The organism is Paenirhodobacter sp. (assembly GCF_041916475.1).
Lineage (GTDB): Bacteria > Pseudomonadota > Alphaproteobacteria > Rhodobacterales > Rhodobacteraceae > Rhodobacter.
Window position 1 is genome coordinate 1 of record NZ_JAYRZN010000014.1, and the last position, 26,914, is coordinate 26,914.

The 26,914-nt window shown below is 68.1% G+C and carries 23 protein-coding genes and 1 pseudogene; 15 read left to right on the forward strand and 9 right to left on the reverse strand.

Annotation, left to right across the window (positions count from 1 at the left end):
• The first annotated feature begins 81 nt into the window (after positions 1-81).
• Together tnpB and tnpC are read left to right on the forward strand one after the other, a co-directional pair.
• Positions 82-429 (forward strand): IS66 family insertion sequence element accessory protein TnpB, encoded by a 348-nt coding sequence (tnpB, locus tag ACOMG5_RS07655; RefSeq protein ID WP_420343207.1) that lies wholly within the window; start codon positions 82-84, stop codon positions 427-429.
• Positions 430-487: 58 nt separating this feature from the next.
• A pseudogene (gene tnpC, locus ACOMG5_RS07660) lies at positions 488-1,987 on the forward strand (IS66 family transposase).
• 187 nt (positions 1,988-2,174) lie between these two features.
• Here tnpC and ACOMG5_RS07665 read toward each other — a convergent pair.
• The 6 genes from ACOMG5_RS07665 to ACOMG5_RS07690 form a co-directional block, all read right to left on the reverse strand.
• Positions 2,175-2,720 carry a hypothetical protein gene (locus ACOMG5_RS07665; protein ID WP_420343208.1) on the reverse strand — a complete coding sequence of 182 codons (546 nt, stop codon included), beginning with the start codon at positions 2,718-2,720 and terminating at the stop codon, positions 2,175-2,177.
• Positions 2,717-3,550 (reverse strand): NtaA/DmoA family FMN-dependent monooxygenase, encoded by an 834-nt coding sequence (locus ACOMG5_RS07670; protein WP_420343209.1) that lies wholly within the window; start codon positions 3,548-3,550, stop codon positions 2,717-2,719. The genes ACOMG5_RS07665 and ACOMG5_RS07670 overlap by 4 nt, the downstream gene beginning before the upstream one ends.
• A 10-nt stretch (positions 3,551-3,560) precedes the next feature.
• A complete protein-coding gene (locus tag ACOMG5_RS07675) occupies positions 3,561-4,769 on the reverse strand; it encodes an SfnB family sulfur acquisition oxidoreductase (protein ID WP_420343210.1) in 1,209 nt (402 codons plus the stop codon).
• Between the two features lie 4 nt (positions 4,770-4,773).
• Positions 4,774-5,988, reverse strand: coding sequence for an SfnB family sulfur acquisition oxidoreductase (locus ACOMG5_RS07680; protein WP_420343211.1), 1,215 nt, complete (start codon positions 5,986-5,988; stop codon positions 4,774-4,776).
• 253 nt (positions 5,989-6,241) lie between these two features.
• Complete coding sequence (locus tag ACOMG5_RS07685; RefSeq protein ID WP_420343212.1) at positions 6,242-7,324, reverse strand: ParB/RepB/Spo0J family partition protein; 1,083 nt, start codon at positions 7,322-7,324, stop codon at positions 6,242-6,244.
• Entirely contained in the window at positions 7,321-8,628 is a 1,308-nt protein-coding gene (locus tag ACOMG5_RS07690; protein ID WP_420343213.1) for an AAA family ATPase, read from the reverse strand. Before ACOMG5_RS07690 ends, ACOMG5_RS07685 begins: the two co-directional genes overlap by 4 nt.
• A gap of 486 nt (positions 8,629-9,114) precedes the next feature.
• Between ACOMG5_RS07690 and ACOMG5_RS07695 the strand changes: the two genes are divergently transcribed.
• The 5 genes from ACOMG5_RS07695 to ACOMG5_RS07715 all read left to right on the forward strand — a co-directional run bounded on the left by ACOMG5_RS07695 (position 9,115) and on the right by ACOMG5_RS07715 (position 15,871).
• Positions 9,115-9,780, forward strand: a complete 666-nt coding sequence (locus tag ACOMG5_RS07695; protein WP_420343214.1) for a hypothetical protein — start codon at positions 9,115-9,117, stop codon at positions 9,778-9,780.
• Between the two features lie 150 nt (positions 9,781-9,930).
• Positions 9,931-11,112 (forward strand): plasmid partitioning protein RepA, encoded by a 1,182-nt coding sequence (gene repA, locus ACOMG5_RS07700; RefSeq protein WP_420343215.1) that lies wholly within the window; start codon positions 9,931-9,933, stop codon positions 11,110-11,112.
• Positions 11,112-12,038 carry a plasmid partitioning protein RepB gene (repB, locus tag ACOMG5_RS07705; RefSeq protein WP_420343216.1) on the forward strand — a complete coding sequence of 309 codons (927 nt, stop codon included), beginning with the start codon at positions 11,112-11,114 and terminating at the stop codon, positions 12,036-12,038. The genes repA and repB overlap by 1 nt, the downstream gene beginning before the upstream one ends.
• Positions 12,039-12,128: 90 nt before the next feature.
• Positions 12,129-13,262: a lytic murein transglycosylase gene (locus ACOMG5_RS07710; RefSeq protein ID WP_420343217.1), complete on the forward strand. Its 1,134-nt coding sequence runs from the start codon at positions 12,129-12,131 to the stop codon at positions 13,260-13,262.
• A 38-nt stretch (positions 13,263-13,300) separates the two neighbouring features.
• Entirely contained in the window at positions 13,301-15,871 is a 2,571-nt protein-coding gene (locus ACOMG5_RS07715; RefSeq protein ID WP_420343218.1) for a transporter substrate-binding domain-containing protein, read from the forward strand.
• Here the strand turns inward: ACOMG5_RS07715 and ACOMG5_RS07720 are convergent.
• Together ACOMG5_RS07720 and radC are read right to left on the reverse strand one after the other, a co-directional pair.
• Positions 15,868-16,695: a tyrosine-type recombinase/integrase gene (locus ACOMG5_RS07720; RefSeq protein ID WP_420343219.1), complete on the reverse strand. Its 828-nt coding sequence runs from the start codon at positions 16,693-16,695 to the stop codon at positions 15,868-15,870. The two genes, ACOMG5_RS07715 and ACOMG5_RS07720, sit on opposite strands and share 4 nt — an antisense overlap.
• Before the next feature lie 436 nt (positions 16,696-17,131).
• Entirely contained in the window at positions 17,132-18,037 is a 906-nt protein-coding gene (gene radC, locus ACOMG5_RS07725; RefSeq protein ID WP_420343220.1) for a RadC family protein, read from the reverse strand.
• Between the two features lie 170 nt (positions 18,038-18,207).
• Between radC and ACOMG5_RS07730 the strand changes: the two genes are divergently transcribed.
• Positions 18,208-18,438 (forward strand): DUF1127 domain-containing protein, encoded by a 231-nt coding sequence (locus ACOMG5_RS07730; protein ID WP_420343221.1) that lies wholly within the window; start codon positions 18,208-18,210, stop codon positions 18,436-18,438.
• Here the strand turns inward: ACOMG5_RS07730 and ACOMG5_RS07735 are convergent, their stop codons facing one another.
• Positions 18,439-19,470: a LacI family DNA-binding transcriptional regulator gene (locus tag ACOMG5_RS07735; protein ID WP_420343222.1), complete on the reverse strand. Its 1,032-nt coding sequence runs from the start codon at positions 19,468-19,470 to the stop codon at positions 18,439-18,441.
• Between the two features lie 153 nt (positions 19,471-19,623).
• Here ACOMG5_RS07735 and iolG point away from each other — a divergent pair, with 153 nt between their 5' ends.
• The 7 genes from iolG to ACOMG5_RS07770 all read left to right on the forward strand — a co-directional run bounded on the left by iolG (position 19,624) and on the right by ACOMG5_RS07770 (position 26,904).
• Positions 19,624-20,610: an inositol 2-dehydrogenase gene (gene iolG / locus ACOMG5_RS07740; RefSeq protein ID WP_420343223.1), complete on the forward strand. Its 987-nt coding sequence runs from the start codon at positions 19,624-19,626 to the stop codon at positions 20,608-20,610.
• Positions 20,611-20,705: 95 nt separating this feature from the next.
• Positions 20,706-21,629: a sugar ABC transporter substrate-binding protein gene (locus ACOMG5_RS07745; protein WP_420343224.1), complete on the forward strand. Its 924-nt coding sequence runs from the start codon at positions 20,706-20,708 to the stop codon at positions 21,627-21,629.
• A 55-nt stretch (positions 21,630-21,684) separates the two neighbouring features.
• Positions 21,685-22,791, forward strand: a complete 1,107-nt coding sequence (locus tag ACOMG5_RS07750; RefSeq protein WP_420343225.1) for an ABC transporter permease — start codon at positions 21,685-21,687, stop codon at positions 22,789-22,791.
• 1 nt (position 22,792) lies between these two features.
• Entirely contained in the window at positions 22,793-23,614 is an 822-nt protein-coding gene (locus ACOMG5_RS07755; RefSeq protein WP_420343226.1) for an ATP-binding cassette domain-containing protein, read from the forward strand.
• A 63-nt stretch (positions 23,615-23,677) separates the two neighbouring features.
• Positions 23,678-24,805, forward strand: a complete 1,128-nt coding sequence (locus ACOMG5_RS07760; protein ID WP_420343227.1) for a Gfo/Idh/MocA family protein — start codon at positions 23,678-23,680, stop codon at positions 24,803-24,805.
• A complete protein-coding gene (locus ACOMG5_RS07765) occupies positions 24,798-26,726 on the forward strand; it encodes a bifunctional 5-dehydro-2-deoxygluconokinase/5-dehydro-2-deoxyphosphogluconate aldolase (protein ID WP_420343228.1) in 1,929 nt (642 codons plus the stop codon). Before ACOMG5_RS07760 ends, ACOMG5_RS07765 begins: the two co-directional genes overlap by 8 nt.
• Positions 26,713-26,904 carry a DUF3329 domain-containing protein gene (locus ACOMG5_RS07770; protein WP_420343229.1) on the forward strand — a complete coding sequence of 64 codons (192 nt, stop codon included), beginning with the start codon at positions 26,713-26,715 and terminating at the stop codon, positions 26,902-26,904. Before ACOMG5_RS07765 ends, ACOMG5_RS07770 begins: the two co-directional genes overlap by 14 nt.
• Positions 26,905-26,914 lie beyond the last annotated feature (10 nt).

Sequence of the window (26,914 nt, forward strand, 5' to 3'; positions counted from 1 at the left end):
CTTGGTGGATGGGCACCGGATGCGCGTCAGCGGGAGCTATGATCCCGAGGCATTGGCGCGGCTGATCCGGGGTCTGACGGTTTGATCCCGGTTCCGGTCAACACGCAGGTCTGGCTGGCGGCGGGTGTCACTGACATGCGCAAGGGCTTTGCGGCCCTGGCCGCTCATGCCGAGGCTGTGCTGAAGCAAGACCCGTTTGCCGGGCATCTGTTCGTGTTCCGTGGCCGTCGGGGCGATCTGGTCAAGGTGATCTGGTGGGATGGCCAAGGTGCCTGCATGTTCATGAAGCGGCTGGAGAAGGGGCGGTTTGTCTGGCCCTCGGCCAAGGACGGGAAGGTCGCGCTGTCGCCTGCCCAGTTGTCGATGCTGCTGGAAGGCATTGACTGGCGGGCGCCGCAGCGGACGTGGCGGCCTCTGGCAGCGGGATAATCTGCTTACTCTACAATCTATGATTCCCACAACGAATACAGTGGGATAAACTCTTTGTATGCTGGATCAGAACCTGACCTTGCCAGAAGACCCCGAGGAACTGCGCAGCTTTACCGCGCGGCTTCTGGCCGAGGTGAAGGCGCAGGCGATCCTGATCGAGAAGCTCCGGCACCAATTGGCCGGACACCGCGCGCACCGGTTCGGGGCGTCGTCCGAGACTGCGGAACAGCTTCAGCTGGCGCTTGAGACCAGCGAGATCGCCGCCGCCGCGATGACGGCGCGCATGAAGCTGCCGGACGTCGAGGAGAAGGACAAACCGAAGCGCCGTCCGATCCCTGACCACATCCCGCGGATGGAAGTGGAACTGACGCCCGGAGCCGAGGCCTGTGCCGATTGCGGCGGCCGCCTGCGCCGCATCGGCGAGGATGTGACGGAAGAACTGGAATACGTCCCCGGACGCTTCATCGTGAACCGCATTGTCCGGCCCCGGCTGACCTGCGCCTGCTGCGAACGCTTCGTCCAGGCCCCGCTGCCGTCGCGCCCGATCGAGCGCGGCCGCCCCGGTCCCGGTCTCTTGGCCCATGTTCTGGTCTGAAAGTATGCCGATCACCTTCCGCTCTATCGCCAAAGTCAGATCTTCGACCGCGAAGGCATTGATCTTGACCGTTCCACCCTTGCTGACTGGGTCGGCAAGACCACCGCCCTTCTGGAACCGCTGGCCGATGCCATCGGGCGTCATGTCCTGTCGGCCGAGGCGATCTTCGCGGACGACACGCCGATCAGCATGCTCGCCCCTGGCACCGGCAAGACACAGACCGCAAGGCTCTGGACCTATGCCCGCGACGAACGCCCTTGGGGCGGCATCGCCCCGCCCGCGGCCTGGTATCGGTTCTCGGGGGACCGCAAAGGTCAGCATCCCAAGGACCATCTCGCCCGCTACCGCGGCTGGATGCACGCCGATGGTTATGCAGGCTTCGAGGATCTCTATCGGTCCGGCACCATCCGCGAGGTCGCCTGCATGGCCCATGTCAGACGCAAGTTCGTCGACATTCACCGGTCGCAAGGCTCGCCCATCGCCGAAGAGGCCATCGGCCGGATCGCGCAACTCTATGCCGTCGAGAAGGAGGCACGGGGATCATCACCGGATCGCCGCGCCGAACTCCGCCACTCCCATGCCGCCCCGGTCTTCGACGATCTGGAGCGATGGCTGGCGATGCAACTCACCACGATCTCGGGCAAATCCCCGCTCGCATCCGCCATCCGATACGCGTTGACCCGAATGGAACGCCTGCGCCCATACCTCGATCACGGCATCCTCGAATTGGACAACAACGCCGCCGAACGCGGCATGCGCGCCATCGCCCTCGGCCGCAAGAACTACCTCTTCGTCGGCTCCGAAGCGGGCGGCAAGGCCGCAGCCATCGCCTACACCCTGATCGAAACAGCCAAGCTCAACGCCGTCGATCCTAACGCCTGGCTCGCCGACACCCTTGCCCGCATCCCGGACTACAAGATCACAAAGGTCGATGACCTGCTGCCAGGGCAATGGAACCGGTAGCGGTCAGACCGGACGGTTACATCTGGGCCGCACCGAAGATCCGCCCGCCTCATCTTCTCCGGGCATGTGCTGCAAGGATCCTTCAACACTCTGTGCAATGACGCCCCGGCCCGCTGAAGCCCGCGGCATCCCGCCTCCAGAGTCACGGCGCCCGGAGAGCCTGCGCCCCGGGCGCAAAGGTGCCGCCTCACTCCGCCGCCAGCGCCCCCGGCCGGAACGCGCCCACCGCATGGCGCGCAGGCAGCAGGTCCCCCGCGCCAAACAGCCGGCTGCGCAGCGTGCCCTCGTCATAGGCGGTCTTGTAGACCCCCCTGCCCTGCAGCTCCGGCACCACCAGATCGGCGAAATCGGCATAGCTTTCCGGCGTCACGATCCGGGTCAGGTTGAACCCGTCGATCTCGCCCACCGCAATCCAGCGCTGCAGCTCGTCGGCCACCTGCGCGGGCGTGCCGCTCACCACCGGATAGCGCCCGCCAATCGCCAGCTGGCCCAGCAGGTCGCGCTTGGTCCAGCCGCCGGCCTGCGCCACCGCCGTCGCGGATTGAATCGCATTCGTCGGCCCATAAGGGATCGGGTCATCGAGCCCGTAGCGCGCGAAATCAATGCCGGTGGAGGCCGCGAAATGCGCCAGCCCCGCCTCCGGGCTCGCATGGAGCCGGTATTCGGCCAGCTTGTCCGCCGCCTCGCCCGCAGATGCCCCCGGGATCACGCAGATGCCCACCAGGATCTTCACATCCTCGGGCCGCCGCCCCGCCGCCCCGCCGCCACGACCGCCGCGCGCAGCGCGCGCGAGGTGCGCTGCGCCGCCTCCGGCGTGGCCGCGCCGATGAAGATGCATTCCGCATGGCGCGCCGCGAACAGCTGCCCGCGCCCCGAAGTGCCCGCCTGATACAGCACCGGCGTGCGCTGCGGCGAGGGCTCCGACAGATGCGGCCCCTCCACATCGTAGAACCGGCCATGATGCACCACCGGGCGCACCTTCGCCGGATCCGCATAGATCCGCCGGGCGCGGTCGCGGATCACCGCATCCCCGTCCCACGAGCCCTCCCAGAGCTTGTAGAGCACCTCGAGATATTCATCCGCCTGATCGTAGCGCAGGTCATGCGCGGTCTGCGCATCGCGGCCCACGGCGCGCGCGGCGCTGTCGAGGTAGCCGGTGACGACGTTCCACCCCACGCGGCCCCCGGTCAGATGGTCGAGCGTGGAGATCCGCCGCGCAAACGTGTAGGGCGCCTCCTGGTTCACGTTTACCGTGACCCCGAAGCCAAGCCCCTGCGTCACCGCCGCCATGGCCGAGACCAGCAGGATCGGGTCGTTGACCGGCAGCTGCACGCTCTCGCGCAGCGTCACATCGAGCCCGCCGCCATAGATGTCATAGGTGCCGAGGATATCGGCGAGGAAAATCCCGTCGAACAGCCCCCGCTCCAGCAGCCGCGCCAGATCGGTCCAGTACGAGAGCTTCGTATAGTCTTGCGAGCGGTCGCGCGGATGCGTCCACTGGCCATGGTTGATATGGCCGACACAGTTCATGTTGAAGGCGTTGACGATGATGTTGCGGCCCATCGGGTCCCCCTCAGATCGCGCCATGGCGCGGCGGGTTGATGCCGTTCAGCACATGGTTGCCGATGGCATGATATTTCCAGCGCACCGGATCGTGCAGCGTATGCACCCGCACATTGCGCCAGTGCCGGTCGAGGTTGTCTTCGGCCTGCGTAGCCGAGGTGCCGGTATATTCAAAGAGCTTCGAGGCCGCGAGCAGCCCCGCCTGCGTGCTCGCCGCCCGCGCCGCCGCGACCGCGAGCGAGGCCTCGGCCACGCTTGCCTCCGTCGCCTCGGCGATGGCCGCATCCACGGCCCGCCCCGCGCGCGCGAGCAACGCCTCCGCCGCGCGCAGCTTCACCGCCACCCCGCCCAGCCCCTCCAGCGTCAGCGGATCCTCCGCTGCGCTCGCCACCCCGGCATCGAGCCAGGGCCGCGCCCGCTCCCGGATGAAGGGCAGCGTCTCGGCAAAAGCCCCCTGCCCGATCCCGAGGTCGATCGCTGCATGCATGATCTGCGCCAGCGGCCCGATCGGGGTCGGGCGCTCGAAGCTCGCCTGGAACGGGATCACCCAGTCGGGCTCCACCGCCACCCGCTCGAAGCGCACGCTGCCAGAGCCCGTCACCCGCTGCCCGAAGCCGTCCCAGTCGTCGGTCACGCTCACCCCGGGCGCGCCGCGCGGGATGAACACCATCTGCTGCACGCCCGCATCATCGACCACCAGCGTCGGGATCCAATGCGCATAGATCGCCCCGGTGCAGTAGAATTTCTGCCCATCCACGAACAGCCGCCCCGCCTCGCGGCTCAGCCGGGTGCGGCGCTTGAAATCCCGCGCGCCGATTTCGGCCAGCGCATTGCCGAAGCGCAGCCCCTTCAGCGCCAGCCCGCCGAACAAGGCCTGCTGCGCCGCTGTCCCGCCCGAGCGCAGCACCTCCAGCGCATAGAAATGGTTCTGCGGGATCTGCGCGAGCGAGCCATCCGCCGCCGCGATCCGCGCGATCACCCGCGCCAGCGTTCCGGCCGAGACCCCTGCGCCCCCCTGCTCCCGCGGCACGGTGATGCCCCAGAGCCCCGAGGCCGAGAACCGCTCCAGCTCCTCCCAGGGCAGGATCCGGTCGCGGTCCCGCGCCGCGGCGCCGCGGGCGAAATCGCGCGCCAGCCGGTCTGCGGCGTCGAGCGCCTCGGTCTCGGTGCGGATCACACGGGTGTCTTCGGGCGGGGGCGCGATGCGCGGTGCGTTCATGATCTCAGTTCCATTGATGGCGGGCGGGCCGCGCCCCGTTCAGGTGCCAGTTGCCAAGCAGGTGATATTTCCAGCGCACCGGATCGTGCAGCGTATGCACCCGCGCGTTGCGCCAGATCCGCCCGAGGTTCGGCGCCGCGCGGGTGGCGGCCGAGCCCGCCAGCTCGAACAGTTTCTCGGCCGCGGTCAGGGCGATTTCCGTGGTCACGATCTTGGCCTCCGCCACCGCAACAGAGGCCCGCGCGCTGCTCTCGGCCGTCACCGGCACCGCCGCAATCCGGTCCAGCTCCGCCGCAGCCTCCCGCAGCACCGCCTGCGCCGCCCAGACATCCACCTGCAGCCGGCCGACATCGGCGATGATATGCGGGTCGTCCTGCGCCCGCTCCAGGCCCGAATCCGTCCAGGGCCGCGCCTTCTCCTGCACGAAGCGCACCGCCTCGCCGAGCGCGCCAAGCGCGATGCCGCTGTCGATCGCGGCCTGGATCAGCTGCGAGACCGGCCCCGCCAGCCCCGGGATCTCCGCCCGCTGCCAGACCGGGATCACCTGCTCCTCCGGGATCGGCACGTCGTCGAAGATCACCGTGCCCGATGCCGTGGTCCGCTGCCCGAAGGAGGCCCAGTCATCCACCACCTGCAGCCCCGGCGCATCATGGGGCACCCAGACCTGCACCGCCCGCCCCTCCGGATCGCTCGCCCGCGTCGGGATCCAATGCGCGAAAATCGCGCCGGTGGAATAGAACCGCTGCCCGCTAAGCCGCAACCCGCCTGCCCCCCGCCGCAGCGCGGTGCTGTTATGCGTGAGCGCGCGGCGCCCCTTCTCCGGCCCCGCGTTCCCGATCCTCGCCCCGGCCAGCACCGCGCCGAAGAAGCGCGCCTGCTGCGCCGGGCTGCCCGCTTCCTCCAGAAGCCGCAGCACGCCGAAATGGTTCTGCGGCACCTGGCCTGCGGAGCTGTCGGCCGCGCACAGGATTTCGAACACCTCGGCCAGCGTCACGAAGGACAGCCCCGGCCCGCCATGCATGCGCGGGATGGTGATGGTGCCGAGGCCCGAGGCGGTGAAGGCCTCGATCTCGTCCCAGGGCAGGATCCGCTCCGCATCGCGCCGCGCGGCGCCCGGCGCCCAGGCGGCGGCGAGGCTTTCAGCCGCGGCAATGGCCTCCTCATGCGAGGCGATCCGCCGGGGCGGTACCGGGGGCTTGAGGCGGGGATCTGGGCTCATGGCGGCGCTCCGAAACCGGCCGCTCGCGCAGGGGTCTGGCTGCCGGAGGGGCCTAAAGATCTACAATTCGTGTCGTGATTATGGTTACGCCCCGGCCCCCGTCAGGGCCATTCCAAATCCGGCGGCCAAAAGGGAAGCAGATCACCGCGCAGGCGCCGGATTGCAGGATTCCCTCCTCCGCGGCGGCCCGATAATTCGCCCTAAAGCGATGATTTGAAATGAAAAAGGCAGGGCCAGCGCCCTGCCCTTCCGGTCACTCGATCTCGTCGAGCATCCGCGCCAGAGCCGCCTCCAGGCGGCGTCGATCCATGGTAGAGAAATCCCGCCCGAAGCGGATCTCCAGCCGGCCATTGGCGGCGGTGCATTTCGCAGCCCCCCCCCGGGCCGAGACCTGGAACGTGGTCTTGGCCCGGCCGATGCGCGGCTTCGCGGGCGCCGCGGCCTCGGTCAGCTCCTCGCCCCCCGCGGCCTTCTGCAGCACGCCGATCTCATCGGTGACGGAGCGGTTGTCCCACCCGGCCAGCGCCGCGCGGATCTGCGCTGCCGCCTCCGGCCGCTCCTCCAGCACCCCCGCCAGCCGCAGCCCGAGCGCGCGCGGAATATGCTGGGCGAAGCGCAGGTCGTCCCCCAGCCGCTCCATCACCCGGATGAAATGGCGGATGTAGCTGCGCTTCTGATAGCCCGCGGACTGGAACAGCTGCGCCACGGCGCGGTCCGGGTCGGTCTCGGCGGTCTGCGGGTCGTGGGCGTAGTTCAGCGCCAGCATCGCCATCTCGGCGAAGGAGATGTCCTTGCGCACCAGGTTCTCGTCCACCATCCGGCGGTAGAGCCCGTCCAGGTCTTCCCCGCGGGGAAGAATGCCCGCCGGGATCCGGCCCCAGCGGTCGGCGTCGCCCGTCTCCTCCAGCAGCGCCCGATAGGCCGAGAGCCGCCGGTAGCCCTGGATCAGCTCGTAGCGGCCATCCTCCCGCGCCTCCACCCGGATCGGGTTCGACAGGCCCAGATCGCGGATCGAGGCGATCAGCTCGGCGAGCTCGAAATCGTCGCCCTTCACCCGGTCGCGCACCAGCTTCCAGGTCTCCACCGCCTCGAGCGGGATCAGATCGACGATCAGCCCGAGCTTCTTCATCCGCACATGCTCGGCCGCGAGCGCATCGTTCTCGGCCCGGATCTGCGCCTCGACCGCGCGGCGCTCGCGCAGGGCCTCCGCGTTTTCGGTGATCGCCGCCGCCATCGGCGAGCGCCGCGCGGGCTCCGTGGGCTCAGATTCCTTCCCCGCGGGGAAGCTTCCCTCCTCCTCCGGCAGGTCGATATCGAAGATGCGCCGCTTGCTCATGCCTCATCCTCCAGCTTGTCCCAGGCCTGCAGGAAGCAGGCGCGGAATTCCTCATAGGCGCGGTCGAAGGAGGCGCGGGCGCGCCGCCAGGTCTCGCGCGTCATCGTGCGGTAGTCGATCTCATAGACCGAGGACAGGAAGCGCCCGGATTGCTCCACCGCGCGGGTCATCTCGATCGGCTCCTTCGCCACCGTATCGCCGAACACCTTGCAGAAGGCCTCGTACATCGCGCGGTGCAGGTCGTTGTTGGGCTCATAGCGCGTCATCAGGAAGCGCAACTCCAGGAAGGTCTTCGGCAGGCGCGTCTTCCCCGCGGGGAAGGCTCCGTCAAACCCGGTCGCGAGATCCGAGAGCGCCTCGGCCAGCTGGCCGATGAAGGAGGTGGTGCTGTCATATTCCCAATAGCCCGGCCCGGAGGGGATATAGAGCACATCCGCCGCAAAGACCGCGTTCATGGATTGGTAGCCGATCGCGGGCGGGCAATCGAAGATCACCACGTCATAGGCATCGGGCGGCAGCGCATCGAGATAGCGCGAGACCGCCGCGAAGAAGGACCAGTCCGGGTTCAGGTGCCGGTACTGCGCCGAAGCGAATTCCACGAAGGCCGCATTGGCGCAGGAGGGGATGATGTCGATCGTGGGCCAGGCGGTGGGCTTGATGAAATCCGCGACCCGCAGGTCGCCGAGGCCAAGGTCGCGCACCGAGGCGGGCAGGCGGCGCTGCGGCAGCGCCGTGCCGCTTTCGGCCGCGCGCGGGGCCGCGTTCATGCGGTCGGTCTCGTGCACGAGGTCGCGCGCGATGATGCCCCAGACGGTCAGCTCCTCGCTGACGTCATGCAGGCCCATCGAATGGGTCAGCGTCGCCTGCGGATCGAAATCGATCAGCAGCACCCGGTAGCCATCGAGCGCGGCCGCATGCGCCATGTGCAGCGCCACGGTGGATTTGCCCGCGCCGCCCTTGAAATTGGAGATCGCGACCCGGATCGCGCGCTTGCCCGCCGGGCGCGGCGGCATCAGCGAATGGCGGTTGATCTTCATCTTCCGGCGCAGCTCGTTGATCTCGGCGAGGCTGAACCAGCGCTGGCGCCCGTCCTCCTCGACTTCCCCGCCGGGAAGGTCCGGCTCCGCCGCGAGCCGCCCGCGGAAGGTGGACTGGTTGATCTTGAAGATCAGCTCGGCCACCTCCCACGACGAGAAGCGGCGCAGCGTCTTCTCGTGCTCGGGCGAGAAGGTCTGGCGCCGGATATGGCCCTGCATCTTCAGCGACTGTGCCTGCAGCGCGGCGAGATCCTCATGGGTAAACATGTTCTTTTCCGTTTCTGGACGTAGATTATCGTTGAGAACAGAAATACGATGGATTTGCATTCTGCGCAAAGCCTTCCTTATACTAAACGGGCAAAGCCGCCGATGGCCGCATTTCCCTGCCAGAACAGGGCGCTGCGATTCGCACCGCGAAGATCTGGCGGGCGGCGGCATTGGGGGGACAGTTTGCCTCCGCCAACGCGCCTTTGAGGGGACATTTCCGCGCGATAGGGTGTCACCTAGGGTGTCCCCCATTACCAGAGAACCTGGTCTTGAAAGGAATTTCGGGAGCAGGATCCGAGGGCCCCGCGGCATACTCTTGACAGAATCGGAAAGCGCAACGCTAATCGGGGAGCAGTGATGAAAAGCGTTGGCTTGGGGTGGTTACGGCGTAATCCCCCGGACACGGCGCAAAAGCGGCCGGAACAACCGGTTGATCGAGGCAGAGTGGCGGCGGGGCATCCTGGTCCTGTCGATATGAGGGCAGGCATGTTCGTCAAGAAGGCGGTGGGGCGCGGCAGCGGCACGCGCAAGTATGATTTGCTGACAGTGCTGGCGGTGCATGCGCTGGCGCAGGACAAGGCCGTGCAGCGGCAGGCGCTGCGGCTGATTTCGCTGATCACGGCGCGCTACAACTGGCAGAACGATCAGCTCACGGTGGGCCAGGCGGAGATTGCGCGGCTGTGGTCGGTGGATGTGCGGACGGTGAAGCGCGAGATGGCGGCGCTGCGGGCGCGCGGCTGGCTGGTGGAGCGCCATCCTGCGGCGCGGGGCCGGGTTGCGGTGCATGGGCTGGGGATCGCGCGGATCCTGGAAGATACCCGGGGCGCCTGGGCGCTGGTCGGCCCCGATCTGGCGCCGCGGCTGGAAGCGCCGGTCGCGGAGCCCGAAACCGGGACGGTCATTCCCTTCCGCCCGGTCGCCTTGCCCGCCGCCGAAACGCTGTGGGGCAGGGTGTCGCGGCAGCTGATGGCGGACGACCAGAGCGTGCATCGGGCCTGGATTGCGCCATTGGAGCCGGTGGAGGAGGGGGCGGAGCTGGTCTTGCGCGCGCCGACGGGGTTTCACGCGAGCTATGTGCAGGGCCATCTTTCGGGACGCATCGGGGCGATCCTCGCGGCAATCGCGCCCGGGACCGGGCTGCGGATCATCTGAGGGCAATGAAATACGCGTTTTGGGCTGGAATAGGGACGATTCTCTGGCGAGCCGTGAGGGACTTGCACCCGCGCAGCGGTTCACGGCATAGTTACGCCAAACACAGAAACAATCGCTCCGAGGCGTAACAACGGGACAGAGAGCAGAACGATGGACCAGATCCGTATTGACCGCCTCGTAGGGGAGCATGCCGCACGGCTGTCGGAGCGCCTGCTGGCGCACCGGGCGCAGCTGTTCCCGCCGCATGCGATGAAACGGCTGCGGCGGTTCACCTCGGGGGAGGTGGCGGAGCTGCTGGGGGTGAAGGACGCCTATCTGCGCAAGCTGTCGCTGGAGGGGCGCGGGCCGCAGCCCGAGACCGGGGCAGGGGGGCGGCGGCTCTACACGCCGGAGGATATCATGGCGCTGCGAATCCTTCTCGAATCCGGCGCAAAAACGCCCGGGAGCTATCTGCCCGGGCGGCGGGCAGGGGATCATTTGCAGGTCATTTCGGTGATCAATTTCAAGGGCGGCTCGGGCAAGACCACGACCGCGGCACATCTGGCGCAGAAATGCGCGTTGGATGGCTACCGGGTGCTGGCGGTGGATTTGGACCCGCAGGCCTCGCTCTCGGCGCTGCACGGGTTTCAGCCGGAATTCGACATGCTGGACGGTGGCACGCTCTATGATGCGATCCGCTATGAGGACCCGGTGCCGCTGCGGCAGGTGATCCGGAAGACCTACTTTACCAATCTGGATCTGATCCCCGGAAATCTCGATCTGATGGAGTTCGAGCATGATACGCCGCGGGCGCTGGCGCAGCGTCAGGGGCAGATGTTCTTCACCCGGATTTCGGAGAAACTGGCAGAGATAGAGACGGATTACGACCTGGTGGTGCTGGATTGCCCGCCGCAGCTCGGGTTCATCACCATGGCGGCGCTGTCGGCCGCGACGGCGGTGCTGGTGACGGTGCATCCGCAGATGCTGGATGTGATGTCGATGTGCCAGTTCCTGCTGATGACGTCGAACCTGCTCGGGGTGGTGGCGGATGCGGGGGGCAACATGAGCTACGACTGGCTGCGCTATGTGGTGACGCGCTATGAGCCGGGCGACGGGCCGCAGAAGCAGATGGTGAGCTTCATGCGCGGGCTGTTTGGCGCGCATGTGCTGAACAATACGGTGCTGAAATCCACGGCCATCTCGGATGCGGGGATGACGAAGCAGACGTTGTATGAGGTCGAGAAATCCGCGCTGACGCGCAGCACCTATGAGCGCGCGATGGAGAGCCTGAACGCGGTGAACGGTGAGATCGAGGGGTTGATCCAGCAGGCCTGGGGAAGGGAGGCGCGCTGATGGCACGCAAGAATTTGTTGCAGGGGCTTTTGGGCGATTCAGTCTCTGTTCCTGCGGAAAATGCGGTTTCGCCGCGGATGGCGCGGGGGGCGATCGGGGCGATTTCGCGGTCGGTGGCGGAGCTGCAGGCGCGGGCGCTGATGGAGATCGACGCGGAGCTGATCGATGCGGGCGGGGTGCATGACCGGCTGGAGGCAGACCCGGCCGAAGATGCAGCGCTGCAGGCGTCGATTGCGGAATATGGCCAGCAGGTGCCGGTGCTGGTGCGGCCGCATCCGGAGGCCGAGGGGCGGTATCAGATCGTTTATGGCCGGCGCCGTGTGGCGGCGCTCAGGGCGCTGAAACAGCCGGTGAAGGCTCTGATCCGGCAGCTCGATGACCGGGACCTGGTGATTGCGCAGGGGCAGGAAAACACGGCGCGGCGCGAGCTGAGCTTCATCGAGAAGGCCAGTTTCGCCCGGCAGATGACGCGGGCGGGCTATGACCGCAAGACGGTGGGCGACACGCTGGCGATGGACAAGACGCTGGTCTCGCGGGTGCTGAGCGTGGCGGACCGGGTGCCCGAGGGGCTGATCGCGGCGATCGGGGCGGCACCTTCGGTCGGGAGGGAGCGCTGGCTGGCGCTGGCCGAGGCGCTGGACCCGGACGGGGTCGGGCTGGAGGCGGTGTTGGCGGCCGCAGACGCCACCGAGGGGCCTTCGGACCTGCGATTCGAGGCGGCGCTGCGCGCGGCGAAGCCGAAGGCGCCGCGGGAGCCGGGCGCGGCGGAGCAGATTCTGAGCGCGACGGGGATGCCGCTGGCGGAGGTGACGCGGCCGGGCGGGCGGCTGACCCTGAAATTCGACAAGCGGGTGCCGCGCGGATTTGAGGATTGGCTGGTGCAGAACCTGGCGGATCTTCATCGCCGCTGGGGCAGCGGCGGCTGAGAGAAAACGTCACTGTTCCTGCGGAAACAGTGACGAAATGGCGCGGAGTTGACAGCTGTCAACCAGAGTAGGGACGATGTGGAGGCGGGGATGATGATCGACAGGCGGACATTTGGCATGGGGCTCGGGGCACTAGGGCTCGCGGCCTGTGGCGGGCCGCGGATGAGCGTGGCGCCATCGGGGCTGCCCGATGACCTGCGCCCGGTGCGGGATGCGGGCTATGACGCCTGGGTGGCGGGCTATCGCGGCCGGGCGGCCGGGCGCGGGATTTCGGCGGCGACGCTGAATTCCGGGTTCCGCAGCGCCGGGTTCCTGCCTGGGGCGATCACGCGCGACCGGAACCAGCCCGAAAGCTCGCGCACGCTGGAGGACTACCTTTCGATCGCGGTGTCGGATGAGCGGGTGGCGAAGGGGCGCGCGGCCTTCGCGCGGCGCCGTGGCACGCTGGCCGCGATCGAGGCGCGCTATGGTGTGGAGCCGCAGGTGGTGGCGGCGGTCTGGGGGCTGGAAAGCTTCTATGGCGAGCGGCGGGGCGAGGTTTCGGTGATTTCGGCGACATCGACGCTGGCCTATGAGGGCCGTCGGGCGGAGTTCTTCGAGCAGCAGCTGACGGCGGCGCTCCGGATCGTGCAGCGCGGCGATGTGACCCCGGAGCGGCTGACCGGCAGCTGGGCCGGGGCGATGGGGCATACCCAGTTCATCCCGACTTCCTATCTGGCCTATGCGGTGGATTTCAATGGCGACGGGCGGGCCGATATCTGGTCCGACGATCCGACGGATGCGCTGGCCTCGACCGCGGCGTACCTCGCGCGCAGCGGTTGGGTGCATGGGCTGCCCTGGGGCGGCGAGGTGGGTGCGGGGGCGCCGGCGGGCCGGATCATCCAGCCGCAGGCGGGCGGGCCGCAGTTTGCGGTGACGCGCAATTTCGATGCGATCAAGCGCTACAACAATTCGGACCTCTATGCGATCGGGGTCGGGCATCTGTCGGACCGGATTTTGGGGGCGGGGCCGCTGCGGGGAAGCTTCCCGCCCGATGCCAACGGGCTGACCAAGGACGACCGCATTGCGCTGCAGCGGCGGCTGACGGCGCAGGGGTTCGACACCGGGGGCGCGGATGGCGTGCTGGGCAACAAGAGCAAGGCCGCGATCAGCGCTTATCAGCAGAGCATCGGGCAGGTGCCGACCGGGGTGCCTTCGGTCGCGCTTCTGCGCAGCCTGGGCTGACGCAGCTGATCGGGCCGCTGGATCATCTGGAGCGCAGTTTGCGGCGCTATGTGCATCAGCAGCTGGGCATTCCGATCCTAGTCAAGGAATATACGCGGCGGTTCATCGACCTGCAGATCCGGGACATCCAGCATAAAGATGCCTATCCGATGCTGCGGGAGAAGGGAGGGTTCGCGCTCCGCGACTGGGCGCATGAGGAGATCACACAGACCTATCGGGTACGGGATGTGCGCGCCAAGGCGGAGCTGTCCTGGCGGATGATCGACGGGCTGCGGGCCGCGGGCTGGCCCAATGCGGGCGTGCGCGACGATACCCGGCAATCCTTGACCCGCGAGCTGCGCGAGGCCTGGACCAGCGCGCTTTACCTGAATGACCTGATCGCGGCGCCGCGACAGGGCGGGGCGGGGCAGGCCGAAACGGCGGAGGATCGGCCCGCCGAAGCCCCCCCGAAGGCGGAGGCGGCGGGGGCCGCGGCGAGCCCGCCCAAATCCAAGCCTGCGGAGGCGGGGGCCGAGGTGGAGAGCCCACCCGAAGTTCAACGGACCCGGCAGGAGCAGCAGCTGGTGAATGCCGTCGACAGCATGGAGCGGCATCTGTACGAAATGGGGGCGATCTACGCGATCTATGCGCAGCGGGACCGCGAATTCGAGGGGATCCCGGATCCGGAGCTGCGCGATGCGGTGAATCGGGTTTTCGGGCGCGATGCCTATGGGCCGTCGATGCGGCAGGTGCTGTGCTGTGCGCTGGTGGTGTTTTTCGCTTATCTGGTCGGGCTGTACTGGACCAATCAGGACCTGATGACCTGGTTGCCGCTGAACATCTGGACCGCAAGCCTCTCGGCGCTTTATGAGACGCTGCGGACGCTGAGCATCTATATGTGGCCTGCGCTGGTGGCGGTCTATGCCACGACGCCGAACCTCGGGCCGCGCGCGGCCGCGCCGCCGGTGGCCGGGCGGGTGCTGTCGGCGCTGATCTGGGGCGGGTTGGCGGGCGCAGTGCTGATGGCGATGATGGCGCTGCTGTACACCTGGATGGTTGCGCGCAACAGCGACGTGTTCATACGCCAGATGTTTGGCCAGTTCTCCGAAGTGAATACATCGAGCAACCTGATGTATTATCAGTCCTTCGTGCCGGTTGCGTCGCTGGTATCCGCGGGGGTGGTGCTGGCGCGGCTGCCGCGCAGCATGGCGGGGCATGTCGGGGCGATGTGTGTGGTGGCGGCGCTGGCCGTGGTTCTGGCAAAGCTGCGCGAGGTGTTGCTTTACCCGACGGGGGGATGCAACTGGCCTGAGGGGCGTTTCGGCCTGCCGGAATGCCTGGCCTATAATTTTGTGGATATGGTGACCCCGGCGGTGGTCGTGCTGTTCCTGTGCCAGAACGCCGGGCGCGATACGGCGCTGCCGCGGGTACCGGGGCCGCTGCCGCGCGCTGCGGGCGTGGTGCTGCTGGCGGCGGCGCTGCTGGTGCCGATGGCAGGGCAGGGGCGCGCGGAGGAGCCCGAGACCGTGCGGATCGGGCTGCGTGCGGATGCGGCGCCGTTTTCCTATAAAAACACCTCCGGAGGGGGTGTCCAGTACAAGGGCTATATTGCCGATCTGTGTTTCGAGATCTTTGCGGGCAGTGCCTACAGGATTGAGGTGCAGGAGGTGGCGACCGAGGACCGGTTTCGCAAGCTGAACAGCGGGCCGGAGATAGATGTGCTGTGCGACCCGGTCACGCTGCGCTACGAAGACCGGGAACGGTGGGAGAATGCGCTGTTCTCGCCGGTCGTTTTTGCCTCCGCCGTGACCTATCTGCGCCGCAAGAACGAGGGCGAAGGCCGCGGGTCGCGGACGATGCTTCTGGGCTATGTGCGGGGGACCACGGCCGAAGCGGTGGTGAAGGAGCACTGCATGGTCGACGGTGCGGAGCATTGCACCTGGCCAGAGGACAATGCACCGCCGCCGGAGGCCTGCAATCCGGCGGAAACATTCACCGTGAGCGGGCGCATGAAAGCTGCTGCGGTGCGGGCTGAGAATTTGAGGTATGCCCTGTCGCAGCAAGGCTCGCCGGGGGAGCGGTTTGCCAGGGCTTTGCGCAAGGACGATGCGGGAGCCTTCGCGGCGGGCCCGGGCGGGCTTGTGTGGATCGGGCTGGGCGTGCAAAAGCTCTTCGGGATGGGGGATGCACAGAGCGCGCAGGTGACGTATGTGGGCTGTCCGAAGGCATCGCATCAGGCGCTGACAGAATGGTTCTGTTCGGCACCAATGCCGCGCAAAACCCGGTTCTATTTCGGTGACAACGAGATTATCAACCGGAGCCACAGCGACTGGGTGACTCGCAACGGCGCCTGCCTGATCGAGCCGGTGGGGCCGGCGCTGACCTATGAGCCCTATGCATTGATGACGACGCTGGACCGCCCGGTACTGGCGCAGTTCGTGCAGCGGCGGATTTATGAGATCTTCTCCGACGAGAGCCTGAGCCGGGGCGTTTTCAGCGCCAGTTTCGAGGGGCAGCAGATGACCCGGCCGCTGGCCTATCTGTTCTTGCTGAATGGGGTCGCGGGGCCGCGGCGGGTGCAGCAGGTGGATTGCCGTCCGGGTGCTGTGGATCCGGCCTGCGCGCGCTAGAGGCCTGCGGCGCGGGTGAGGTTCACGCGGAAGCGGTCGCGGCGGCGCTGGTAGCGGCGGGTCATTTCGGCGGAGGCGTGGCCGAGGTGCTTCTGCACGAAGCGTTCGTCGATTTCCGCGGAGGAGGCGAGGCCTGCGCGCAGCGAATGGCCGGCAAAGAGCGCGCCGCGCCCCGATTCGGGCAGATCTCCGCGCAGGCCGGCGGCGAGGGCTGCGCGTTTCACCAGGCGGGCGACTTCGCGGTCGTTCAGGCGCATGGGGCCGGGTTCGCCCGCGGTGATGCGGCGAAAGAGCGGGCCCTGGCTGATCCGGGCGAAGCGCAGCCAGGTTTCGAGGGCGACCACGGGGCAGGTGGCGGGGCTGGAGCCGGGGCCGATTTCCACTTCGCGCCAGCCGGTCTTGCCGCGCAGGGTGATCAGCAGGCCCTCGGGCAGGATCCGGATCCAGCCGCGGGCATCGGCGGATTGCTCGCGGTCCATATCCAGGCCGGTGATTTCGGAGCGGCGCAGCCCGCCTGCGAAGCCGATGAGCAGCATCGCCCGGTCGCGCAGGCCGCGCAACGTGCCCGGATCGCAGGTGGCGAGCATGGCGCGCAGGTCTTTGGGCAGGATCGCTTCTTTTTGCTTCGGCGGCGCGGCATGGGTGTTGCGGATGCCGGCGAGGACGGTGGCGATGTGGCGGTCGCGCCGGTCGAGCGCGAGGCCGCGCTGCGCATAGGCCCAGCACAGCGCCGAGAGCCGCCGTTCGATGGTGGAGACCGCGTTGCGCCGCCCGCCCACGGCGCGGCTGCCGCTGGCGCAGGCGGTGATATAGAGCCCGATCACCTGCGGCGCGGGCGGCAGCGGATCCAGCCCTTCGCGGCGGCACCAGGCCGCGAAATGGCGCCAGTCCGCGGCATAGGCGCGCCGGGTATTGGCGGAGCTGGCGGCTTCGGCATAGCTGCGCGCGCTCGGCCAGATCGCGCAGCGCGGGGGAGGCGGGATCGGCGGGGACGGGGGCTGTGCTCACGGGCGGTCCTTCTGTGGCGCGGGCTCAGGCTAGAGGGTTTTGCGCGCGAAGGGTATTGCGAATGCTGTGGGCGGTGCGCAGGGCCGTGCTGGCAGCAGATTCCGGAAAGGGCGCCGGGTGTGGCCGTGCCGGGAAGCCTGCTTGCAGAGGGGCGCTCGGGATGTGGGGTGGCCAGGCATCCCCGCCGGAGGGTGGCTCGGCGCCGGCATGCGCGGCGGGGCGAGGGGGCGCGCGTGCGGGAAGAACCCCGGGCTACATCAGCCCCGCGCCACGGAAGGAGACTTCGGAATCCTTGCCGATGACGATATGGTCGTGGACCGAAACGTCGATCGCCGCGCAGGCGGCCATCACGCGCTCCGTCATCGCGACGTCCTCGTGGCTGGGGGTCGGGTCGCCCGAAGGGTGGTTGTGCACCAGGATCACCGCGCTCGCGTTCAGCTCCAGCGCGCGCTTGGCCACTTCGCGCGGATAGACCGGGACATGGCCGATGGTGCCGGTGGAGAGCGCCTCATCGGCGATCACGGTGTTCTTGCGGTCGAGGAACAGCACGCGGAACTGTTCGGTCTCGCGGTGCGCCATGCAGGTCCGGCAATAGGTGATGAGCGCGTCCCAGGAGGAGACGATCTCGCGCTGGAGCACCTTCGCCTGGGCCATGCGCTGCGCGAAGGCATCGACGAGGCGCAGCTGCAGCCAGACCCAGCGATCGGCGCCTTCCACCTGCAGCACCCGGTATTTGGAGGCGGCGATCACGCCGTTCAGATCGCCGAAGGTGGCGAGGAGCCGCTTCGCCAGCGGCTTCACGTCGCTCTTGGCGATGGCGTTGAACAGCAGGAGCTCCAGCATCTCGTATTCCGGCATCGGCTGGTGGCCGCCCTCCAGGAACCGGGTGCGCAGCCGCTCGCGGTGGCCCCAGTAATGCGGCCGGGCGGCGCCGCTTTCGTCGCGCAGCAGGCCGCCGCCCGCGGCGACATCGGGGCGCAGGCGGTCGGTCATGCGGAAGGCAGGGGCGGCGGTGGGCTCGATCAGGGCATCGGCGGGCGGGATCCGGGCGTCGAGATCGTCGAGCCCGCGCAGGGCCTCTTCGGAAAATCCGGCGCCGCGGGGGGGCGCGGCCGGCTGGCCATTGTCTCCGGTGATCTGTTTGTCCTGGTCCGTCATCATTCTGTCCGTATGGTCTGTCGCCCGGGGTGGGTGCTCAGGGTCGTTGATCAGGGTAAATTAAGCCTTAATGCAGACAGGGCCATTCGCCCGTGGCATAACGGGCTTGCCGAGATGGGGCTTCTATTTCTGCGCTGCAGCATCGATATGCTGGGGAAACAGAAATGGAGATGACGATGAGCATGCAGATGCATGAGACCCTCACGGGGATGCCGAAATTCCGCCCGCTGGCCCGGATTGCGGCGCGGTTCGCGGGATACCGCGTCTATCGCGACAAGATGGCGGAGCTGGAGCTGGTGTCGGACCGGGAGCTGGACGAGCTGAACATCACCCGCAACGACCTGCGCGAGATTGCCCTGCAGGCCGCGCGGCGCCGCGAAGCCGAGCTGCTGGCGGCCTGATCAGGCGCTGTCGCGCGGGATGAGCGTGCCGGTGAAGGCGCGGCTCAGCCCGGGGCCGGTGTCGCTTTCCAGCACATCGACCAGATATTCGGCCATTTCCGTCAGCGGCTGGCGGTAGGTGGTCAGCCTGTAGTTCGGGCCGCGGGCCTGCGGCACGTCGTCGAAGCCGGTGACGGCGATATCTTCGGGGATGCGCAGCTTCAGGCTGTGGCGGATGGTATCGACCGCGCCCATCGCGAGCGCGTCGTTCTCGCAGACCACGATATCGGGCAGATCCGCGCGCGGGCGGCCGCGCAGCGCGCGCTCCAGCACTTCGGCGGCCAGGTTCGCGTCATAGGCATTGACCGCGATGCTCTCGGGCGGCGCGCCGAAGGCCTGCCGCCAATAGGCCTCGAAGGTCTCCTTCCGCTCCAGATGCGCCGAATGGGTGCGCGGCCCGGCCAGAAACAGCGGCCGCCGGTAGCCGCGCCGATACACATAATCGGCGATCTCGGTCATCGCGCGGACATCGTCCACCGCGATCGAGACGGTGTTCGGGTGCTGCGACATCCGCGCGAAGATGATCAGCTTGCGGAACCTGCGCGCATGGAGGGCTGCGGCCAGCACCTCGTCGTCGAACTGGATCCCGATCAGGATCGCGGCATCCACGCGGCGCTGGCTCGCGCCCAGAAGCGCATGGCCCGCGTCTTCGCGGTCGATGGTGTTGACAAGAAGCGTATCCCAGCCGCGCCGGCGCAGGGCGTGGGTCAGCCGCTCCATCATCACCAGCTTGTGCGGATTGGAGAAATCATCGACCAGCAGCGCGACCAGATTGGAGCGCGCCGAGGCGAGCGAGGCGGCCATCAGATCGGGCACATAACCGAGCGCCGCCGCGGCCGACATCACCTTCTCCCGCGTGGCGGGCGAAATCGAGGCGTGTTTCTTGAAGGCGCGGTTCACCGTCCAGCGCGAGACCCCCGCGGCCGCGGCCACGTCATCTGCGGTGATATTGCCGAATGCGTCGTCCGGCGAGCTGTCTGAGCGTGGTGCCATATCTGCCTCATACACCGGGGCGGGGGGCCGCGATAGATTGGGTGCGCTAACGCTAGCGTGTTTTGCACGCGTGTGCAAAACAGCTTGCACGCGCGTGCAAAATCGGTAACTTTTCCGATATGCGGCAGGAGGGCCGCAGATTCGGGAGGACAGATGTTGAAGATTGGTTTGCTCGGCGCGGGCCGGATCGGCCAGGTGCATGCGGTGAACATCGCGGCCAATCCGCGCAGCGCCCTGGTGGCGGTGTCGGATGTGAACGCGGACGCGGCTGCGGCGCTGGCGGCGCGGTTTGGCGCCGAGGCGCGCGCGACCGAGGCGATCCTCTCCGACCCGGCGATCGATGCGGTGCTGATCGCGACCTCCACCGATACCCATTCGAGCCTGATCGAGGCCGCGACGGCCGCGGGCAAGGCGGTGCTGTGCGAAAAGCCGGTGGATCTCTCGCTGGCGCGGGCGGAGGCCTGCCTGAAGGCGGCAGAGGCTACCGGCAAGCCGGTGATGATCGGCTTCAACCGTCGGTTCGACCCGAATTTCGCGGCGATGAAGGCCGCGGCCAATGCCGGCGAAATCGGCAAAGCGGAGCTGCTCTCGATCACCTCCTTCGATCCGGCGCCGCCGCCGGTGTCGTATATCAAGGTCTCGGGCGGGCTGTTCCGCGACATGATGATCCATGATTTCGACATGGCGAATTTCATCATGGGCGCCACGCCGGTGGCCGTGCATGCGGTGGGCACGTCGATCGTCAATCCGGAGATCGGTGCTGCGGGCGATGTGGATACGGCGGTGGTGACGCTGAGCTATGCCGATGGCCGCATCGGCGTGATCCGCAACAGCCGCCGTGCCGTTTACGGCTATGACCAGCGGGTGGAGCTGCTGGGCTCCGAGGGGCTTCTGTCGGCGGAGAACGTGCTGGAGAATACCGTGACGCGCGCGACGGCTGCGGGCGTGAGCAGCGCGAAGCCCACCTACTTTTTCCTCGAGCGCTACATGGCGGCCTATGCGGCCGAATGGGAGGCTTTCGTCTCTGCCGTGCTCGATGATGCGCCGGTTCCGGTGAGCCTTGCGGATGGGGTTGCGGCGCTGCGCGTGGCCGAAGCCGCGACCCGCTCGGCACAGACTGGCCAGACCGTCGCCCTCTAGGGCGGCGCGACCAGCCCGGTGGGGGAGCCGCCGGGTCAGACGTCCCGCCCGGTGCAGGAGACCGCGCGGGGAATTCATATCTCAGGGAGGAGAACATGAGCAAATTTCTGTCGGGTGTCGCGCTGGCGGCGGTCTGTGCGCTGGCGGCACCCGCCTTCGCGGACAATATCGTCGTGGTGGCCCATGGCCAGGCGAACGATCCGTTCTGGTCGGTGGTGAAGAACGGCGCGGCAGAGGCCGCGAAGGACACCGGCGCGAGTGTCGATTTCCGCTCGCCCGAGACTTTCGACATGGTGCAGATGGCGCAGCTGATCGACGCGGCGGTGAACCAGAAGCCGAGCGGGCTCGTGGTCTCTGTGCCGGATGCGGATGCGCTCGGGCCCTCGATCAAGCGCGCGGTGGCGGCCGGGATCCCGGTGATCACGATGAATTCGGGCGGTGACGTGTCGAAATCGCTCGGGGCGAAGCTGCATGTGGGGCAATCGGAGTTCGATGCGGGCAAGGCCGCGGGGGCGAAGCTGGCCGAGATGGGCGGCACCAAGGGCATCTGCGTCAACCAGGAGGTGGGCAACGTCTCGCTCGATCAGCGCTGCGCGGGCTTTGCCGAGGGCTTCGGCCATCCGGTGAGCGTGGTGCCGACGGAGAACGATCCGGCGGTGGTCGAGGCGAAGGTGCGCGCGGCGCTGTCCTCGGATACGGCGATCAACGCCGTTCTGGGGCTGAGCGCGCCCCTGGTGGGCGAGCCCACGGTGAAGGCGGTGCAGGCGGTCGGGCGCAAGGACGTGCTGGTGGCGAGCTTCGATCTCTCGCCCGGGTTCCTCGAGGATATCGCCGCTGGCAAGGCCGCCTTCGCGGTGGACCAGCAGCAGTTCCTGCAGGGCTATCTGCCGGTGGTGTTCCTGGCGCTGAACGCGAAATACGGGATGATCCCGGGCGGCGATGTGCCCTCCGGCCCGAACCTGGTCACGAAGGATACCGCGGCCAAGGTGATCGACCTGTCCTCGAAGGGCATCCGCTGACCCATCGCCCCCCGGCCGGGCGCGGCCTGGCCGGGGGCACAGCCTGGAGAAAGACATGACGATGCAAGTGGATTCGCAAATCGACGAACGGGTCCGGAGGGAGTCGCTGTTCGTGCGCCTGATGCGGCGTCCGGAGCTGGGGGCCGTGGGCGGTGTGGTGCTGGTGACGGTATTCTTCCTGATCACCGCCGATCCGGCGATGTTCACGCTCTCGGGGGTGATGAACTTCCTGACGCCGGCGGCGCAGCTCGGGATCCTGGCGATCGCGGCCTCGATGCTGATGATCGGCGGCGAGTTCGACCTCTCGATCGGCTCGATGGTGGCCTTCGCCGGGCTGGTGTTCGGGGTGCTGACGGTGAACGCCGGGCTGCCGCTGATCTTCGCGGTGCCGCTCACCCTCGCCTTCGCGGCGGCGATCGGGGCGATGAACGGGGCCATCGTGCTGCGCACGCGGCTGCCCTCCTTCATCGTCACGCTGGCGCTCCTGTTCATCCTGCGCGGCCTGTCTCTGGTCGGGCTGAAATTCTTCTCGGGCGGCTCCACGCAGCTGCGCGGCGTGCGCGAGGCGGTGGCGGGGGACTGGCTCGCGCCGGTGTTCTCGGGCGATGCCTTCGGCGGGCTGTTCACCTGGCTGGCGCAGAAGGGCATCATCGGGAGCTTCGCCGATGGGACGCCGCAGGTGCCGGGCATTCCGGTCGAGATCCTGTGGTTCGTGGGGCTGGCGGCGGTGGCGACCTATGTGCTGCTGCGCACCCCGGCCGGGAACTGGGTCTTCGCCACCGGCGGCGACAGCACGGCCGCGCAGAATTCCGGTGTGCCGGTGCGCCGGGTAAAGCTTACGCTGTTCATGCTGACCGCGATGGCGGCGGCGCTGGTTGCGATCATCACCGTGATCGAGGCGGGCTCCACCGATGCGCGGCGCGGCTTCCAGAAGGAATTCGAGGCGATCATCGCATCGGTCATCGGCGGCTGCCTGCTGACCGGCGGCTATGGCTCGGCCATCGGCACCTTCTTCGGCGCCATCATCTTCGGGATGGTCACCATCGGGCTGACCTATACCCGGTTCGATCAGGACTGGTTCCAGGTTTTCCTCGGCGGGATGCTGCTTCTGGCCGTGGTGTTCAACAACGCGATCCGCAAGCGTGTGACGGGGGAGCGCTGACATGACCGCAGATACCGCATTCCATCACGGCGACGCCGCCAAGGCGGCGCAGCCGATCATCCAGATGACGGATATCGAGAAGCACTTCGGCAATATCATCGCGCTCGCCGGGGTGAGCTTCGATGTGCGGCCGGGCGAGTGCCACTGCCTTCTGGGCGACAACGGCGCGGGCAAATCGACCTTCATCAAGACCATGTCGGGGGTGCACAAGCCCACCCGCGGCACCATCACCTTCCAGGGCAGGCCGATGTCATTCGCCAACACGCGCGATGCGATGGAGGCGGGCATTGCCACCGTGTTCCAGGACCTGGCGATGATCCCGCTGATGTCCGTCGCGCGGAACTTCTTCATGGGGCGCGAGCCGGTGAAGGGGCGCGGGCTGCTGAAGCGCTTCGACGTGGAGGCGGCCAATGCCGTGACCATGGACGAGATGCGCAAGATGGGCATCAACCTGCGCGGGCCGGATCAGGCGGTGGGCACGCTCTCGGGCGGGGAGCGCCAGACCGTGGCGATTGCGCGCGCGGTGTATTTCGGCGCGAAGGTGCTGATCCTCGACGAGCCGACCTCGGCGCTCGGGGTGCGGCAGACGTCGAATGTGCTCGCCACCATCGACCGGGTGCGCAAGCAGGGCGTGGGTGTGGTCTTCATCAGCCACAACGTGCGCCATGCGCTCGCGGTGGGGGACCGGTTCACCGTGCTCAACCGCGGCAAGACGCTGGGCACCGCCGAGCGCGGCGCGATCACGGCGAACGAGCTGCAGGACCTGATGGCGGGCGGGCGCGAGCTTGCGCAGCTGGAAGGCTCGCTCGGCGGCACGATCTGAAGTTCGACCGGCCCCGCGCAGGAGGCGCGGGCCGGGGTGCCGGGTCTGCCCGGAGGAGGAAACATGTCTTATCCAATGCCTGAGGCCCCGCTCGGGGTGGCGCTGATCGGCACCGGCTTCATGGGCAAGTGCCATGCCATGGCCTGGCGCAATGTGGCGACGGTGTTCGGCGGCGCGCATCCGCGGCTGGAAGTCTTGGCCGATGCCACGCCCGAAAGTGCGGCGCGCCATGCCGCGCAGTTCGGCTTCGCCCGGAGCAGCACCGATTGGCAGGCCGCGGTGGCGGATGCTGCGGTCGATGTGGTCTCGATCACCACGCCCAATGGCATGCACCGGCCGATGGCGGAGGCCGCGCTGAAGGCGGGCAAGCATGTCTGGCTGGAAAAGCCGATGGCGCTGACGCTGGGGGATGCCACGGCGATGGCCGCGCTGGCAGCCGGGCATCCGGGGCAGGTGACGATCCTGGGCTACAACTACACCCGCAGCCCGGCCTACCAGGCGGCGCGGGCGCTGATCGGGGAGGGCGCGCTTGGTGCTCCGCTCGCCTTCCGCGGGGTGTATGACGAGGATTATTCCGCGGATCCGCTGATCCCCTGGTCCTGGCGGCTGACCCATGCGGGCGGCGGGCTCGGTGCGCTTGGGGATCTGGGCTGCCATCTGGTGGCGCAGATGCTGGGGCTGATGGGGCCGGTGGCCGAGGTGACCGCGATGACGCAGATCGCGGTGCCCGAGCGGCCCTCGCCCGAGGGCCCAAAACCGGTGGAGAACGAGGACAGCGCGCTGGCGCTGATCCGTTTCGCCTCCGGCGCGCAGGGCAGCTTCGCCACCTCGCGCGTGGCGCGCGGGCGCAAGTGCCGGCTGCAATGGGAGGTGCATTGCACCGGCGGCACGCTGGTCTTCGATCAGGAGAACATGAACGAGCTTTGGGTGCACCGGGCGGGCGAGGCCGGGTTCACCCGGCATCTGAGCGGGCCGGAGCAGCCCGATTTCGCGGCCTTCTGCCCGGCGCCGGGGCATAATTTCGGCTTCAACGAGCAGAAGGTGATCGAGGCGCGGGACCTGTGCGCGGCGATTGCGGGGGGGCCTGCGGCCGCACCCGGCTTCGCCGCGGGGCTGGAAATCGAGCGCATCATCCATGCGATGGCGGCATCGCAGGGCAAATCCATCGCCATCGGGGGCGGGCATGACTGACAAGCATCTTGACGTAGTTACGATTGGGCGTGCGGGGGTTGATCTTTACGGGTCTCAGGTTGGCGGTCTTCTTGAGGAGATGGGGTCCTTCGAGAAGTACATCGGGGGCAGCCCGACGAATATCGCCTGCGGGACGGCGCGTCTGGGGTTGCGCTCGGGTCTGATCACGCGGGTGGGCGACGAGCATATGGGCCGGTTCATCCGGGCGCAGCTTCTGCGCGAGGGGGTGGATGTGCGCGGGGTGACGACGGACCCGGAGCGGCTGACGGCGCTGGTGCTGCTCGGGATCCGCGACGCGGACCAGTTCCCGCTGATCTTCTACCGGGAGAACTGCGCGGACATGGCGCTGTGCGAGGCCGATATCGACCCCGCGCTCATCGCCGATACGCGCTCGGTCCTGGCCACGGGCACGCATCTGAGCCATCCGCGCACGGAGGCTGCGGTGCTGAGGGCGCTGCATCTGGCGCGGGCCGCGGGGGCGCGGACGGCGCTCGATATCGACTACCGGCCGAACCTGTGGGGGGTGGCGGGCCATGGCGCGGGGGAGAGCCGCTTCGTGGAAAGCGCCGCGGTGACGGCGAAGCTGCAGGCGCATCTGGGGCTGTTTGACCTGATCGTGGGCACCGAGGAGGAGTTCCACATCGCCGGCGGCAGCACCGATACGCTGGCGGCGCTGCGCGCGGTGCGGGCGGTGTCGGGGGCGGTTCTGGTGTGCAAGCGCGGCGCGATGGGGGCGGTGGCCTTCGAGGGCGCGATCGCGGGCTGGGAGAGCGGCCAGACGGGCCCGGGCTTCCCGATCGAGGTGTTCAACGTGCTGGGCGCGGGCGACGGGTTCTTCTCGGGGCTGCTGAAGGGCTGGCTCGATGGCGAAGGCTGGCCGCGCGCGCTCGAATATGCCAATGCCTGCGGCGCCTTCGCGGTGAGCCGGCACGGCTGCACGCCGGCCTATCCGTCGCTGGCGGAGCTGGAATTCTTCCTGAAGCGCGGCGTGATCCGCCCCGACCTGCGCAATGATGCGGCGCTGGAGCAGATCCACTGGTCCACGAACCGGGCGCGGCGCGGCCTGCCGGACTGGCCCGATTACCGGATCTTTGCCTTCGATCACCGGCTGCAGCTCGAGGAGATGGCGGGCTATACGCCGGCGAAGGGCGGCGCGTTCAAGGAGCTGTGCCTGGCCGCGGCGCAGGCGGTGCAGGCGGGCCGGCCCGGCTATGGCATTCTGTGCGACAACCGGATCGGGCGGGCGGCGCTGCATGCGGCCTCGGGCACGGGGCTGTGGATCGGGCGGCCCTGCGAATGGCCGGGTTCGCGGCCGCTGGCGCTGGAGCCGGAGCTGGGCGCGGATTGCGGCGGGCTGGTGCAATGGGCGCGCGAGGATGTGGTGAAGGTATTGTGCTTCTGCCACCCGGACGACGATGCCGCCACGCGCGCGGCGCAGGAGGAGACGGTGCGGCGGCTGTGGCAGGCCTCGCGGCGCAACAATCTGGAATTCCTGCTGGAAATCATCCCCTCCAAGGTCGGCCCGGTGACGGAAGGGACGGTGGCCACGCTGATCCGGCAGTTCTACGCAGCCGGGATCTACCCGGACTGGTGGAAGCTGGAGCCGATGGCGGCACGGGCCGGATGGGCCATGGCCTGTGCCGCCATCACCGAGAACGACCCGCATACGCGCGGCATCGTGGTGCTGGGGCTGGATGCGCCGGAGGCCGCGCTGGCCGCGAGCTTCGCAGTGGCGGCGGAATTCCCGCTGGTGAAGGGCTTCGCCGTGGGCCGCACCATCTTCGGAGACACCGCCCGCAAATGGATGCAGGGCCAAAGCTCAGACGCAGAGGCCATCGCCGAAATGGCCGGGAAATACAGAAAATTGTGTGACATATGGGATGCACAGAGGGAGCGCGCGGCCAGCCATGTTCGATCTTGACGACCCGCGCTACCGTCCGCTGTGGCTGCGTGTGGCGCTGACGGCGGTCTGCCTGCTGTGGGGGGCGGTGGAGGTTTTCACCGGCAGCCCCGGCTGGGGCATGGGTTTCCTTGCGCTTGGCCTCTGGGTCGGCTGGCGTTTCTTCATAACCTACGACCCGGAGCGGCGCGACCGCTGACGCTCCGGGG

Bases quoted from the DNA above. Each gene is read 5' to 3' on its own strand.
- ACOMG5_RS07730 (WP_420343221.1), top strand. From the start codon at position 18,208: ATGACGATGAGCATGCAGATGCATGAGACCCTCACGGGGATGCCGAAA.
- iolG (WP_420343223.1), top strand. From the start codon at position 19,624: ATGTTGAAGATTGGTTTGCTCGGCGCGGGCCGGATCGGCCAGGTGCAT.
- ACOMG5_RS07765 (WP_420343228.1), top strand. From the start codon at position 24,798: ATGACTGACAAGCATCTTGACGTAGTTACGATTGGGCGTGCGGGGGTT.
- ACOMG5_RS07695 (WP_420343214.1), top strand. From the start codon at position 9,115: ATGTTCGTCAAGAAGGCGGTGGGGCGCGGCAGCGGCACGCGCAAGTAT.
- ACOMG5_RS07745 (WP_420343224.1), top strand. From the start codon at position 20,706: ATGAGCAAATTTCTGTCGGGTGTCGCGCTGGCGGCGGTCTGTGCGCTG.
- ACOMG5_RS07755 (WP_420343226.1), top strand. From the start codon at position 22,793: ATGACCGCAGATACCGCATTCCATCACGGCGACGCCGCCAAGGCGGCG.
- ACOMG5_RS07675 (WP_420343210.1), bottom strand. From the start codon at position 4,769: ATGAACGCACCGCGCATCGCGCCCCCGCCCGAAGACACCCGTGTGATC.
- repB (WP_420343216.1), top strand. From the start codon at position 11,112: ATGGCACGCAAGAATTTGTTGCAGGGGCTTTTGGGCGATTCAGTCTCT.
- ACOMG5_RS07760 (WP_420343227.1), top strand. From the start codon at position 23,678: ATGTCTTATCCAATGCCTGAGGCCCCGCTCGGGGTGGCGCTGATCGGC.
- ACOMG5_RS07690 (WP_420343213.1), bottom strand. From the start codon at position 8,628: ATGTTTACCCATGAGGATCTCGCCGCGCTGCAGGCACAGTCGCTGAAG.
- ACOMG5_RS07710 (WP_420343217.1), top strand. From the start codon at position 12,129: ATGATGATCGACAGGCGGACATTTGGCATGGGGCTCGGGGCACTAGGG.
- ACOMG5_RS07770 (WP_420343229.1), top strand. From the start codon at position 26,713: ATGTTCGATCTTGACGACCCGCGCTACCGTCCGCTGTGGCTGCGTGTG.
- ACOMG5_RS07670 (WP_420343209.1), bottom strand. From the start codon at position 3,550: ATGGGCCGCAACATCATCGTCAACGCCTTCAACATGAACTGTGTCGGC.
- repA (WP_420343215.1), top strand. From the start codon at position 9,931: ATGGACCAGATCCGTATTGACCGCCTCGTAGGGGAGCATGCCGCACGG.
- ACOMG5_RS07750 (WP_420343225.1), top strand. From the start codon at position 21,685: ATGACGATGCAAGTGGATTCGCAAATCGACGAACGGGTCCGGAGGGAG.
- radC (WP_420343220.1), bottom strand. From the start codon at position 18,037: ATGACGGACCAGGACAAACAGATCACCGGAGACAATGGCCAGCCGGCC.
- ACOMG5_RS07680 (WP_420343211.1), bottom strand. From the start codon at position 5,988: ATGAGCCCAGATCCCCGCCTCAAGCCCCCGGTACCGCCCCGGCGGATC.
- ACOMG5_RS07735 (WP_420343222.1), bottom strand. From the start codon at position 19,470: ATGGCACCACGCTCAGACAGCTCGCCGGACGACGCATTCGGCAATATC.
- ACOMG5_RS07685 (WP_420343212.1), bottom strand. From the start codon at position 7,324: ATGAGCAAGCGGCGCATCTTCGATATCGACCTGCCGGAGGAGGAGGGA.